A 12,510-nucleotide genomic window follows, 5' to 3' on the forward strand; every position below is an offset into this window, starting at 1 on the left:
ATGGTCGCGCGGCAATAATGATTGGCGCTCCATGACCACGCAGAATTCTCTCTCTTTTCCATCGTCCCGAATTTTTGCCAGTCGCCCCCGCGAAAGATGGTTTGGCCTGCCGTCGTCGATGCTGATCATTCTGGCATTCTATGTGGCGCTGACCTTGATTTTGGTCTTCATCGCGCCGTTTCCCTCACAGGTGGATGAATTGCAGCATCTGTCGGTGGTGCGGGCACAGTTCGAGCATCCGACCCTGTTCCCCGACTGGGCCAGCCAGCTTATCCTGCGCCCCGACGATCTCACCCGATGGTCGGCCGACGCCAATTATATCAATCATCCCTCGCTCTATTATCTGCTGCTGGCGCCCATTTACGCCTTCACCAGCAACCCCATAATCTTTCGCCTTTTCAACGTGCTGCTGTCTGCCGCTGCGCTGACGATAGTGCTGGTTGCTGCCAACCGCCGCTTCACGCCGGATATCCTGCCGCCGCAACTGTTCGCGATCCTCGTGATCAGCTTTCCCAAAACGGCCGTGGTGGGCTCCATGGTCAATAACGACAATCTCGCCGCCCTTGCCGCGGCAGCCCTCTTTGGCGGCATTCTCGGGCTGCCGGGCGCAGCCTGGTGGATCATGGCTGCTCTGGCCCTGGCCGGCTGGACGAAGCTGACGGCCTTCATCGGATTGTCGGCGGTGGCTGCTGCCTGGCTCGGCATGGCCTTGCTCTCGGGCCGGATCAGCCTGACCGATCGTCGCTTGTGGCTGGCAGCCATTGGCGTGGCGATCGGCGCATCCCACTATATTTTCACATTCTTGCGCATCGGCGAGGTGCTTTGGGTCAATGAGGATGTCTGGCGGATACCGGTGGCCGAACGGCTGCACCTGGATGTGCCGGGCTTCGCGGCGTGGTTCTTCAAGGGCTATGTCATGAAATGGCCGGCGCTGGAATTCGGCTATCCTTTCGCATTGGCCCTTGCGACCATGCTCGTGCCGCTTTTGCTCGCGGTCGCCAGCCTGCGTTATCGTGTCGTCCGGCCTTGGACCATCGCCTATATGGTGGGCGTGATCGTGCTGCTGACCATCCACTTCACATTTGGCTGGCGCAGCTATGTGACCCTGGGCGATCTCACCACGATGCAGACGCGCTATTACAACATCCTGTGGCCGGGCTTGGCGCTGGCGGCCACGATAACCGCGGCGCGGCTTTCCCGACGCTGGCGGTGGGCCGTGGTCGTGACGGAAATCATCTGCCTGTTGCCCACCGTGCTGGGCGGGGCGCTCTATCTGATATTCTTCGGCGGATAGAGCGCTTTTGGCCCCTTGCAATGCTCGCCGTCGCATACAGCGCAAACATAAAGCGCGGGCTGGCATCATTTGCGTTGAAGCGATAAACGGGCACGCATGATCGAGATTGGCGCTGGAGTGGATGAAACCGGGCGGTTGCTGCGCGATGAGGCCGGCTTTCTGCTCCAGCGCGATCTTGGCGGCACCTGGCGACTGGTGCTGCTGCGCGTGCCGGTCGACCATGTCGAAAAGCGGGTCCGGGTGCGCGGCTATTATGCTGGCGACGACATTGTCGAAGCGGATGGCGTAGCCGCAGCCTGACCTGGCGCGGGAACCGGCACCTGCCCATCTTGCCAGAATCGTTGCGCCGCGCGATCAGTTGCGCCCATGCGCAAGATCATTCCCCTGATGCTCGCCGTTGCGGCGCCCGCTCTGGCTCACGCCCAGACTCCCCATGACCAACTGACCCAGGTGATCGACGATCACTGGAAATGGTATCTGTCGGTCCATCCGGTGGAGGCTACCGCGCGCGGCGTGCGCGACTATGACGATCAGATTTCGGACCTGTCGCTTGGCGCCCGCGATGCCCAGATCAAGGCGGAACAGGGCTTCGTCACGCGGCTGGATGCGGTGCCGGAGGCGGGGCTGGATGCCGCCGACAAGGTGAACCGTGCCGTGCTGTTGTGGATGCTGCGCGACGACATCGCCAGCGACAAGCATCAGGCCGAACGGCTGATGCTCTTCACCACTTACTATAGCTGGCATCAGGGCTTTTCCGGCATGGCCGACGGCCTGCCTTTCTACACTCGCGCCGATTATGAGAGCTATCTGAAGCGCCTGGCCCTGTACCCGAGACAGAATGGCGATGGCATGGCGATCACTCGCCAGGCGATCAGGGGCGGCTATGTGCTGCCCTGTTCGGTGCTGGGCGGCTTTGCCAAGGGGATCAGCGGTATCGTCGCCGGGCCGCCGGAGGGCACACGCTTCTACGAGCCCTTCACGCGGACGAAGCCGCGCGACATCAGCGACGCCGACTGGGCGGCGCTGCAGGCGCGCGCGGTAGCGGTGATCCGCGATGTCATCACGCCCGAATATGGCAAATGGCATGACCTGTTCGTGGCCGACTATCTGCCCAAATGCCGCAAGAGCGACAGTGCATCGACCCTGCCGGGCGGGGCGGCCTGGTATGCCAGCCGGGTGCGGACCCACACCACCACCGACCTGACCCCCGATCAGATCCACCAGATCGGGCTGGATGAGGTCGCGCGCATCGGCAAGCGGATGGACGCGATCGCGGCCAAGGCGGGCTATCCCAGCCGCGCTGCCTTCATCCAGCATCTGCGCACTGATCCGAGCTATTACGCCAAGACGCCCGAGGAACTGCTGCGCGTCGCCGCACGCCAGGCCAAGACGATCGACGGCCTGCTGCCGCGCTATTTCGCCACGCTGCCGCGCCTGCCCTATGGCATCAAGCCGATCCCGGCGGCCGAGGCGGAGGGGACGACCACGGCCTATTATGGCCCCGGCGCGCCCGAAGCGGGAATTTCGGGCACCTATTGGGTCAACACCTCGAAGCTCGACCAGCGGCCCTTCTGGGAATTGCCGGCCTTGACCGCGCATGAGGCGGTGCCGGGCCATCACAACCAGATCGCGTTGCAGCAGGAATTGCCGCTGCCGCCGTTCCGCAAATATCTCGCCGGCTTCACCGCCTATGTCGAGGGCTGGGCGCTCTACACCGAATATCTGGGCGAGGAGATGGGCCTCTACGACACACCCGAGAAGATGATGGGCCGCCTGTCCTACGAGATGTGGCGCGCCTGCCGCCTGGTGGTCGACACCGGCATCCATGCCAAGGGCTGGGACAAGGCGAAGGCCGTCGCCTTCATGAAGGCGAACAGCGCCTTGAGCGACGCCAATATCGATGCGGAGGTCAATCGTTACATCAGCTGGCCGGGGCAGGCGCTGGGCTACAAGCTGGGCGAGATCAAGATCCGCGAACTGCGCGCGCGGGCGGAGCAGCAGCTCGGGCCCAAATTCGATCTGCGCCGTTTCCACGACGCGGTGCTGTCGCAGGGGGCGGTGCCGCTTACCGTGCTGGAAAGCCAGATCGACGGCTGGATCGCCGCGGAAAAGGCGCGCTGACAAGAGCGCTGATAAAGGCAAGATGTGGGGCGGGGCGGGCGTGATTTCCACGCCCCGCGCACAATAAAAGTGCGGCCCTTGTGCGCGTCGCTGCGAATGATTTTCAGTAAGCAAAAATGGCGGAAATAAAGGCGGTTTCGACCATTTTGTCCCTTTGACTTGGCGGTGGCAATCTGTATGCCACCGCTCATCGGGACACACTTGCTTCGACCATAGGTTGGGGCGCCTCCCTCCACCTTGCCGCGTCTTCGTGGCTTCTGGTGGGAACGCGACGCTCCTTCCGCATGGCCGGGCCTATGCGAGGAGACGCATATCTTATGACCGCCACCGGACAGGATACTCTCGGCACGCGCGACACGCTCAATGTCGGCGGCAAGGACATCGCCTATTATTCGTTGGAAAAGGCAGCTGCGAAGCTTGGAGACGTTTCGCGCCTGCCTTTCTCGATGAAGGTGCTGCTGGAAAATCTGCTGCGCTTCGAGGACGGCGTGACCGTCACCACCGACGATATCAAGGCGATCGTCGACTGGCAGAATGACAAGGGCAAGGCTGAGCGCGAGATCCAGTATCGCCCGGCGCGCGTGCTGCTGCAGGACTTTACCGGCGTGCCCTGCGTCGTCGATCTGGCCGCCATGCGCGACGCGATGAATGCGCTGGGCGCCGACGCCAGCAAGATCAACCCGCAGGTGCCCGTCCATCTCGTCATCGACCATTCAGTCATGGTCGACGAGTTCGGCACGCCCCGCGCGTTCCAAGACAATATGGAGATCGAATATCAGCGCAATATGGAGCGCTACGACTTCTTAAAATGGGGCAGCAAGAGCCTCGCCAATTTCTACGCCGTGCCGCCGGGCACCGGCATCTGCCATCAGGTGAATCTGGAAAATATCGCCCAGGGCGTGTGGTCGAGCGAGGGCGCCGACGGCGCGACCATCGCCTATCCCGACACCTGCGTCGGCACGGACAGCCACACCACCATGGTCAATGGCCTGGGCGTGCTGGGCTGGGGCGTCGGCGGGATCGAGGCGGAGGCCGCGATGCTGGGCCAGCCCGTCTCCATGCTGATCCCCGAAGTGGTCGGCTTCAAGTTCACCGGCAATTTGAAGGAAGGCGTGACCGCCACCGACCTGGTGCTGACCTGCACCCAGATGTTGCGCGCGCGCGGCGTGGTCGGCCGCTTCGTCGAATATTTCGGCCCCGGCCTTGCCACCCTGTCGCTCGCCGACCGCGCGACGCTGGCCAATATGGCGCCCGAATATGGCGCGACCTGCGGCTTCTTCGGCATCGACGACAAGACGCTCGACTATATGCGCCTGACCGGCCGCAGCGACGAGAATATCGCCCTGGTCGAGGCCTATGCCAAGCAGCAGGGCTTCTGGATCGATCCGTCGGTCGAGCCGATCTTCACCGATACGCTGGAGCTGGACCTGTCCACCGTGGTGCCCAGCCTCGCCGGTCCCAAGCGCCCGCAGGACCGCGTTGCGCTGCCCGAAGTGGATGATGTGTTCAACGCCGACATGGTCAACACCTACAAGAAGGCGCAGACCCGCGTTCCGGTCGAGGGCAAGGATTATGACATTGGCGACGGCGACGTCACCATCGCCGCGATCACCAGCTGCACCAACACCTCCAACCCCAATGTGCTGATCGCCGCCGGCCTGGTCGCCAAGAAGGCGAACGAGCTGGGCTTGAAGCCCAAGCCCTGGGTCAAGACCTCGCTGGCGCCGGGTAGCCAGGTCGTCACCGACTATCTGGAAAAGGCGGGCCTTCAGGCGCATCTCGACGCGATCGGCTTTAACCTCGTCGGCTATGGCTGCACCACCTGCATCGGCAATTCCGGCCCGCTGGCCGAGCCGATCAGCAAGGCGATTAATGAAAATGGCCTGGTCGCGGCCGCCGTCATCTCGGGCAACCGCAATTTTGAAGGCCGCGTGTCGCCCGACGTGCGCGCCAATTTCCTCGCCTCGCCGCCGCTGGTCGTCGCCTATGCGCTCAAGGGCACGGTGATCGAGGATTTCATCACCACCCCGATCGGCACGAGCAAGGATGGCGAAGCGGTCTATCTCAAGGACATCTGGCCGACCAATGACGAGGTCGCGACCACCCTGGCGGGGGCGGTCGACCGGGAGATGTTCCGCGCCCGCTACGCCAATGTCTACAAGGGCGACGCCCATTGGCAGGCGATCGAGGTGACCGGGTCGGACACCTACAAGTGGCGTGCCGGGTCGACCTATGTCGCCAACCCGCCCTATTTCGAGGGGCTGACCATGACCCCGGCGCCGGTCACGGACATCATCGGCGCCATGCCGCTGGCGATCTTCGGCGACTCGATCACCACCGACCACATCTCGCCGGCCGGTTCGATCAAGGCGACCTCGCCCGCAGGCAAGTGGCTGAGCGAGCATCAGGTCGCCCAGGCCGACTATAACAGCTATGGCTCGCGCCGTGGCCATCATGAAGTCATGATGCGCGGCACCTTCGCCAATATCCGCATCAAGAATCTGATGCTCGACGGCGTCGAAGGCGGCATGACCAGCTATCAGGGCGAAGTCATGCCGATCTATGACGCGGCGATGAAGCACAAGGCCGACGGCACGCCGCTGGTCGTGATCGGCGGCAAGGAATATGGCACCGGATCGTCGCGCGACTGGGCGGCCAAGGGCACCAACCTGCTCGGCGTGCGCGCCGTGATCGTCGAAAGCTTCGAGCGCATCCACCGCTCGAACCTGGTCGGCATGGGCGTGTTGCCCCTGGTGTTCAAGGACGGCCAGACCCGCGACACGCTGGGCCTCAAGGGCGATGACAGCTTCACCATCACCGGCGTCGCCGACCTCAAGCCGCGCCAGGATGTCGAAGTGCAGGTCACCCGCGCCGACGGTTCGACCTTCAGCTTCACCGCGCTCTGCCGCATCGATACCGTCAACGAGCTGGAATATTTCCTCAATGGCGGCATCCTGCAATATGTGCTGCGCAAGCTCGCCGCCTGAGCGCTTGATCGGTTGACGCGCTGAGCTAAGGAATGAGGGCTCTCTCCGTGAGGAGGGAGCCCTTTTCATTTGGGGGTGGATGGTGGCGCTGTTCGTGGAGATCGTCGGCTGGGCCGGCGCGATATTGGTGCTGATCGCCTATGTCGGCGTCTCGACCGGGCGGCTGTCGGGCGGGTCGGCGACCTTTCAGTGGCTCAACGCCGTGGGCGCCGCCTTCTTCATCCTCAACACCTGGTGGCATGGCGCCTTTCCCTCGATGGTGCTCAACATCATCTGGGCGGTCGTCGGCTTTTCCACCCTGTGGCGCATCTTCCGTAGGAGAATGTCCCCGTCATGACCCGCTTCATCGATCTCAGCCACGCCATCGAACATGGCATGACCACCTATAAGGGCGTCGCCGCGCCGCATATCTGCGATTACTGGACCCGCGAACAGTCGCGCGCCAACTATGCCGATGGCAGCGCGTTTCAGATGGGGCGGATCGACATGGTGTCAAACACCGGCACCTATCTCGACGCGCCCTTCCACCGCTTCGAGGATGGCGATGATCTCTCGATGCTCGATCTCGACCGGCTGGCCAGCCTGTCGGCGATCGTGGTGCGCAGGCCGTTCGACGCTATGGGCCTGGCGACCGACGCCGCCGATCTCGACGGCATCGACGTCGCCGGCCGCGCGGTGCTGGTCCACACCGGCTGGGACCGGCACTGGCGCACGCCGGCCTATTATGAGGATCACCCCTTCCTGACCGAAGCGGCGGCGCAGATGCTGGTGTCGCGCGGCGCCCGGCTGGTCGGCATCGACAGCCATAATATCGACGATACCCGCCCCGGCACCGGTCGCCCGGTCCATCGCGAACTGCTCGGGGCCGGCGTGCTGATCTGCGAACATATGACCAATCTGGGCGCGCTGCCGGATGCGGGCTTCGCCTTCACTGCCGTGCCGCCCAAGATCGTCGGCATGGGCACATTCCCGGTGCGGGCCTTCGCGCAAGTCGATCCGGCATGATCTTGTGATGTCGCGCTGAAGCATGACATCGCTGTTAGGCTTCGGCTTTCACTTGAACTGAGAGGCGTTAGCGCCGATACTATGGCGATCGGCCGAGAAAGGCCGTCCAAGGAGATTTTACACATGGCCAATTGGTCCGACCCCCGTTCCGATATCGCAGGCTTTGGCAGTGCCAGCGCCGCGCGCAGCGAGGCGTTCGATGCCGGGCTGCGCAAATATATGCTGTCGGTCTATAATTATATGGCGAGCGGCGTGCTGCTGACGGGCATCGTCGCGCTGCTGTTCGCGCAGAGCGGCCTTGCCTATCAGGTGTTCGCCGGCCCCGGCATCCTGAAATATATCGTGATGTTCGCGCCGCTGGCCTTCGTCATGGTGCTGAGCTTCGGCATCAACAAGCTGTCGACCTTCGCCACCCAGGCGCTGTATTGGGCCTATGCGGCGGTGATGGGCGTGTCGCTGTCCTACATCTTCCTGGCCTATACCGGCACCTCGATCGCGCAGACCTTCTTCGCGACCGCTGCGGCCTTCGCCGGCCTCAGCCTGTTCGGCTACACCACCAAGAAGGATCTGTCGGGCTTCGGCACCTTCCTGATCATGGGCGTGGTCGGCCTGCTGGTCGCCAGCCTGATCAACATCTTCCTGCGGTCCAGCATGATGGATCTGGTGATCAGCGCCGTCGGCGTGCTGCTGTTTGCGGGCCTCACCGCCTATGACACGCAGAAGATCAAGAGCATCTATGCCTATGTCGCCGGCACGGAGATGATGGGCAAGTCGGTGGTGATGGGGGCGCTGAACCTCTATCTCGACTTCATCAACATGTTCCTGTTCCTGCTGCGCCTGTTCGGCGATCGTCGCTGATAGCGGTCGAACGGCAAGTCAAAAAAGGCCCGGCGGACATCTCCGCCGGGCCTTTTGCTTTGTGGGTAAGGGGCAGGCTCAGCCCTGTTTCTGCATCTCGGCGATCAGGGCGTTGTCGATCTCCTTCTGCCTCTTATAGGCTGGGCGTTCGCGCAACCGGGCGGCATAGGCCTCGAACGCCGGGCGGCTGGGGATGGTGCCGAAGGTGAGCCCCCAGTCGATCTGCGCGCCGACATAGACGTCCGCTGCGGTGAAGGTGCCGCCGCAGATCCAGCTGCGGCCGGTGACCGCCGTTTCCAGCGTGTCGAGCGTGTCATCGAGCGAGCCATAGCCCGCGCTGCGTTCGCGTCCCTCTGGCAGGACGAAGCCCATCGCCTTGTTGGTGACCGCGGCCTCCACCGGACCGGCGGCGAAGAAGAGCCAGCGATAATAGTCGGCCCGATCATCGGTCCCCGGCGCCAGGCCCGCGGCCGGGAAAGCATCGGCCAGATAGGCGCAGATGGCGGCGCATTCGGTCACCACCTTGCCGCCATGGACGATCGCCGGCACCTTGCCCATCGGGTTGATCGCGCGATAGTCGGCGGTCTTCATGCCGCCGGCATAATCCAGCACCACCGCCTCATAGGGCGTGCCGACCTCCTCCAGCATCCAGCGGGCAATCTGCCCGCGGGACATGGGGTTGGTATAGAGAAGAACCGGGTCCGCCATCATGCATTCTCCTTGGAAAGTGGCCGGAACATATCATGAACGATATGCTCCGGCCAGCCGGATCATTGGGCCGGTGCGGTGGCCGCCGCCGCAGGCTTGTCGCGATAGCGATCGAACCAGGCGATGATCGCCGCCGCCTTGGCCGCCGATTGCGACGGGCGGGCGGCGATGCCGCCATGGCTGGCGCCCGGCACCTTGACCAGCGCGGTCGGAACGCCCCGTATCTGCAACGCGCCATAATATTGCTCCGCTTCGCTGACCGGGGTGCGATAATCCTCGCTGCCCACGACCACCAGGGTCGGCGTCTTGACGTTGCCGACCAGGCTGAGCGGCGAGCGGTTCCAATAGCCCATCGGATCTTCCCAGGGCTTGGCCGGGAACCAGTAGCGCGAGGTGAAGAGGGTATTGTCCATGGTCAGCGCCTCGCTGATCCAGTTGATCACCGGCTTCTGCGTCGCGGCACCCTTGAACCGGTCGGTCTTGCCGATGATCCAGCTGGTGAGCACGCCGCCGCCCGAACCGCCGGTGACGAACAGATTGTCCGGATCGGCCACGCCGGCGGCGATCGCGGCGTCGACCGCGGCCATCAGGTCGCCATAGTCGTCGCCGGGATATTTGTGATGGATCAGCTGGGCGAATTCCTCGCCATAGGAGGTGGAGCCGCGTGGGTTGGTGTAGAGCACGGCGTAGCCGGCGGCGGCATAAAGCTGGTCGTCGGTCGAGAAATGCGGGCCATAGGCGGTGTGCGGACCGCCATGGATTTCCAGCAGCAACGGCACGCGGGTGCCGGGCTGATAGCCGGGCGGTGTGACGAGCCAGGCCGGCACGGTCCGGCCGTCGGGCGCGGTGACGGCCAGTTCCTTCACCTGTCCCAGCGCCTTGTGCCCCAGGAAATCCTCGTTGAGGCGGGTGAGCTGGCGGCTCTTGCCGCCGCTGCTGACCGACAGGTCGGCCGGGCGCAGCGCCGATCCGCTGGTGAAGGCCAGCGTGCCATTGGCCGCGACGCTGAAATCGCCGCCGCTATAGGGCCGGTCGAAGGCCGTGCCGGTGAGGCCGCCCGCCAGTTCGGTGACTTGGCCGTCGAGGCTGATACGGGCAAGGCGATTGACGCCGCGCTCGTCATATTGGGCATAGAGCGCCTTGCCGTCGGCCGCCCAATAAGCGCGATCGATGCTGCGGTCGAGACTGGCAGTGATCGCATGGGCGCCGCTGCCGTCGCGATTCATGACGTAGAGGTAAGTGTTCTGGTAGGACAGGCGCTTGTCGTCATAGCCGAGATAGGCGATCTTGCTGCCGTCGGGCGAGACGACCGGCGCGACATCGGGCCCGTCGCGGCTGGTGAGCGGGCTGATCGCGCCCGAAACGATATCGAGCACGTAGATTTCCGGATCGAATATCTTCTGCTGCCAGTCGGGCTTGCGCACCGCGCTGAACAGGATGGCGCGGCCATCGGGCGTCCAGCTCAGTGGGCCGCCATCCTGATAGTCGCCAAAGCTCAGCTGCCGGGCCGGGCCGCCATCGGCCGACACCAGGAAGATATGGTCATAGCCGGCCTGGACATAACCGCCGCCATCATTGCGATAATCGACCCGGTCGATCACCTCCAGCGGCTTGGCCCAGTCGGCGCCCTCCGGCTTGTCGGGCGCCTTGCCCAGCTTCATCGGGTCGGCGGGCACGCGCATGATATAGGCAAGGGACTTGCCGTCGGGCGACCAGGTGACCGACTGTGGGCCGTCGGGCAGGGTGGTGACGCGCACGGTGGCGCCGGTGTCGAGCCAGCGCACGAACAATTGCGGCTTGCCCGCATCGGCGGCGATATAGGCCATGCGCTTGCCATCGGGCGACCAGCGCGGCTGGCTGGCGTCGGTGATCAGCGGGCGCTGCGCGCCGGTGGCGGTGTCGACCAGCCAGATCGCGCCCTTCTGCCGGTCGGTCATGATGTCGCCCTGGCGGCGGACATAGGCGACGCTCTTGCCGTCGGGGCTGATCTGCGGATCGGTGGCGACCTGCAGCGCGAAGATGTCGCGCCCCTCGAACCTGGACGACGGGGCGGCCGACTGGGCGGCGAGCGGCAGGGGGGAGAGGGCGGCGCCGAGCAGCAGCGCGGCCAATAGCTTGTGTCGCATGAAAACCTCGAAACGGAAGAATGGCGCGAGACTTGCCGGATTTTCCTTTCGTTTCAAGTGCAAGTCGTGGCCGGGGCGCGACTGGTGTCGCGCCCCGACCGGAGCTTCAGCAGCCTGCGCCCATCGCGCCGGCCAGCATGCCGCCAAGGCCGCCCTTGCATTTCTTCTTCTTGGGTGGCGGATTGTCACCGGAGGCGTCGGCGCTGTCGTCACTGCCCTGGCTCATCATCGATCCCATGTCCGGGCCATTGAGCATCCACATGGTATTGGAGCGATAGCGCACGCGGGCGATCCATTCCGGTTTCCAGGCGATCTTGGGATCGGCCGGGCGCGGCGGATAGGCGAAATTGGCTTCCGGGCCATAGGCATAGAGGCTGCCCATCAGCATCTCGCCGCCGGACTGCACCACCTGCGACGGCACGGTGCAACTGGTCTGGCTGGGCGGCATGACGATCTTGTCGCCGATCAGCTTGCGCACGGCACCGGGCGAAAGCCAGTCCCACACCGGCCCGCCAAAGGCCTGACTGGCTGATGACGCCCACCACACCATGTCGCCGCCCTGCTTGGCCGCGAACACCCAGGCATAATAGCCGGTCGCATTGGGCACCGCGTTCCAGCTCAGCTGGGTGGCGCCGCCCGCCACCGGGCTGGCACGGCCCGTGATCGGCGGCATGAAGTCCTGGTTCAGCGCGAACTTGATCTCGGGCGAATAATTGCCGGCGATGCGATGGTCGCCGATCAGCGAGGAATTGCCCGACAGCGTCTTGCGCGTCTGGCCATTGGGCCATTCGCCATAGGTCTTGCTGTTGGTGAAGCGGACCTGCCATTCCTGCGGGATCGCCGCGCCGGTCATATAGAGGCCGGGCGGGAACTGGCCGCGCGCGACCTTGGCGAAATCGATCACCACCGGCTGGTTCGGCCCGGCGGTCGCGCCGCAGCCCCAATAGATGAGCAGCCGCCCCTTGGGCTTCTCGCCGGGCAGCGCCGGCTCGTCGCTCGGCGTGACCTTTGGCGTGACCAGCGGGACGGAGGCGCCCAGCCGGGCGCCGGCGGGCATATAATGCTCGGCCGCCGGCGAGCCGCTCGCGGCCTGGGTCGATCCCAGGCGCAGCACCAGTTCATGGATCGGCTGGTTGCCGCCGCCCATCATCATCGACATGGCCCCGCCCATGCCACCGCCGCCCGCCATTGCGGCCATGCCGGACATGGTGCCGGCATCCATCGAATAGCGGGCGATCGGTCCGCCGGCCTGTTGGCTGGCGCCGGGCGTGGCGAGAAGGACGAAGCTGAAGCTGAGCAGCGCGGCGCGTGGCGCGGCGGACCGCAGATGAAGCGAAGTGGACATGCATTCCCCTATGAAAGCGTGGAAGACATGCGACCTTTCTGTTCTGGAGTCGGCTTAGCAGAATTT

10 protein-coding genes are annotated in these 12,510 nt (G+C 64.4%); 7 read left to right on the forward strand and 3 right to left on the reverse strand.

Annotated elements, in window-relative coordinates; all coding sequences use genetic code 11:
* The first annotated feature begins 31 nt into the window (after window positions 1–31).
* From VHN57_RS03620 to VHN57_RS03650, 7 genes are all read left to right on the forward strand, one after another.
* Window positions 32–1,294 carry a hypothetical protein gene (locus VHN57_RS03620; RefSeq protein WP_278984441.1) on the forward strand — a complete coding sequence of 421 codons (1,263 nt, stop codon included), beginning with the start codon at window positions 32–34 and terminating at the stop codon, window positions 1,292–1,294.
* 96 nt (window positions 1,295–1,390) lie between these two features.
* Window positions 1,391–1,594 (forward strand): DUF5818 domain-containing protein, encoded by a 204-nt coding sequence (locus VHN57_RS03625; RefSeq protein WP_004211342.1) that lies wholly within the window; start codon window positions 1,391–1,393, stop codon window positions 1,592–1,594.
* A 66-nt stretch (window positions 1,595–1,660) separates the two neighbouring features.
* On the forward strand, window positions 1,661–3,415 hold the full coding sequence (locus VHN57_RS03630; protein WP_278984439.1) for a DUF885 domain-containing protein: 1,755 nt from the start codon (window positions 1,661–1,663) through the stop codon (window positions 3,413–3,415).
* A 317-nt stretch (window positions 3,416–3,732) separates the two neighbouring features.
* A complete protein-coding gene (acnA, locus tag VHN57_RS03635) occupies window positions 3,733–6,402 on the forward strand; it encodes an aconitate hydratase AcnA (protein WP_004211346.1) in 2,670 nt (889 codons plus the stop codon).
* A gap of 79 nt (window positions 6,403–6,481) precedes the next feature.
* The gene (locus VHN57_RS03640; protein ID WP_037515777.1) at window positions 6,482–6,739 is read left to right on the forward strand and encodes a CBU_0592 family membrane protein; all 258 of its coding nucleotides are present in this window, start codon (window positions 6,482–6,484) and stop codon (window positions 6,737–6,739) included.
* The gene (locus VHN57_RS03645; protein WP_278988341.1) at window positions 6,736–7,407 is read left to right on the forward strand and encodes a cyclase family protein; all 672 of its coding nucleotides are present in this window, start codon (window positions 6,736–6,738) and stop codon (window positions 7,405–7,407) included. Before VHN57_RS03640 ends, VHN57_RS03645 begins: the two co-directional genes overlap by 4 nt.
* Window positions 7,408–7,530: 123 nt before the next feature.
* Window positions 7,531–8,265 carry a Bax inhibitor-1/YccA family protein gene (locus VHN57_RS03650; protein ID WP_125998333.1) on the forward strand — a complete coding sequence of 245 codons (735 nt, stop codon included), beginning with the start codon at window positions 7,531–7,533 and terminating at the stop codon, window positions 8,263–8,265.
* Window positions 8,266–8,343: 78 nt separating this feature from the next.
* Here VHN57_RS03650 and VHN57_RS03655 read toward each other — a convergent pair whose 3' ends face one another.
* The 3 genes from VHN57_RS03655 to VHN57_RS03665 form a co-directional block, all read right to left on the reverse strand.
* Window positions 8,344–8,973: a glutathione S-transferase family protein gene (locus VHN57_RS03655; protein ID WP_423285968.1), complete on the reverse strand. Its 630-nt coding sequence runs from the start codon at window positions 8,971–8,973 to the stop codon at window positions 8,344–8,346.
* 62 nt (window positions 8,974–9,035) lie between these two features.
* The gene (locus VHN57_RS03660) at window positions 9,036–11,099 is read right to left on the reverse strand and encodes a prolyl oligopeptidase family serine peptidase (RefSeq protein WP_423282805.1); all 2,064 of its coding nucleotides are present in this window, start codon (window positions 11,097–11,099) and stop codon (window positions 9,036–9,038) included.
* 106 nt (window positions 11,100–11,205) lie between these two features.
* Window positions 11,206–12,444, reverse strand: coding sequence for a hypothetical protein (locus VHN57_RS03665; protein ID WP_278988458.1), 1,239 nt, complete (start codon window positions 12,442–12,444; stop codon window positions 11,206–11,208).
* Between the last annotated feature and the right edge of the window lie 66 nt (window positions 12,445–12,510).

Source organism: Sphingobium salicis subsp. salicis, from assembly GCF_049472635.1.
In the GTDB taxonomy this organism is placed as follows: domain Bacteria; phylum Pseudomonadota; class Alphaproteobacteria; order Sphingomonadales; family Sphingomonadaceae; genus Sphingobium; species Sphingobium yanoikuyae_A.

Bases quoted from the DNA above. Each gene is read 5' to 3' on its own strand.
- VHN57_RS03650 (WP_125998333.1), top strand. From the start codon at position 7,531: ATGGCCAATTGGTCCGACCCCCGTTCCGATATCGCAGGCTTTGGCAGT.
- VHN57_RS03625 (WP_004211342.1), top strand. From the start codon at position 1,391: ATGATCGAGATTGGCGCTGGAGTGGATGAAACCGGGCGGTTGCTGCGC.
- VHN57_RS03665 (WP_278988458.1), bottom strand. From the start codon at position 12,444: ATGTCCACTTCGCTTCATCTGCGGTCCGCCGCGCCACGCGCCGCGCTG.
- VHN57_RS03660 (WP_423282805.1), bottom strand. From the start codon at position 11,099: ATGCGACACAAGCTATTGGCCGCGCTGCTGCTCGGCGCCGCCCTCTCC.
- VHN57_RS03630 (WP_278984439.1), top strand. From the start codon at position 1,661: ATGCGCAAGATCATTCCCCTGATGCTCGCCGTTGCGGCGCCCGCTCTG.
- VHN57_RS03620 (WP_278984441.1), top strand. From the start codon at position 32: ATGACCACGCAGAATTCTCTCTCTTTTCCATCGTCCCGAATTTTTGCC.
- acnA (WP_004211346.1), top strand. From the start codon at position 3,733: ATGACCGCCACCGGACAGGATACTCTCGGCACGCGCGACACGCTCAAT.
- VHN57_RS03640 (WP_037515777.1), top strand. From the start codon at position 6,482: ATGGTGGCGCTGTTCGTGGAGATCGTCGGCTGGGCCGGCGCGATATTG.
- VHN57_RS03655 (WP_423285968.1), bottom strand. From the start codon at position 8,973: ATGGCGGACCCGGTTCTTCTCTATACCAACCCCATGTCCCGCGGGCAG.
- VHN57_RS03645 (WP_278988341.1), top strand. From the start codon at position 6,736: ATGACCCGCTTCATCGATCTCAGCCACGCCATCGAACATGGCATGACC.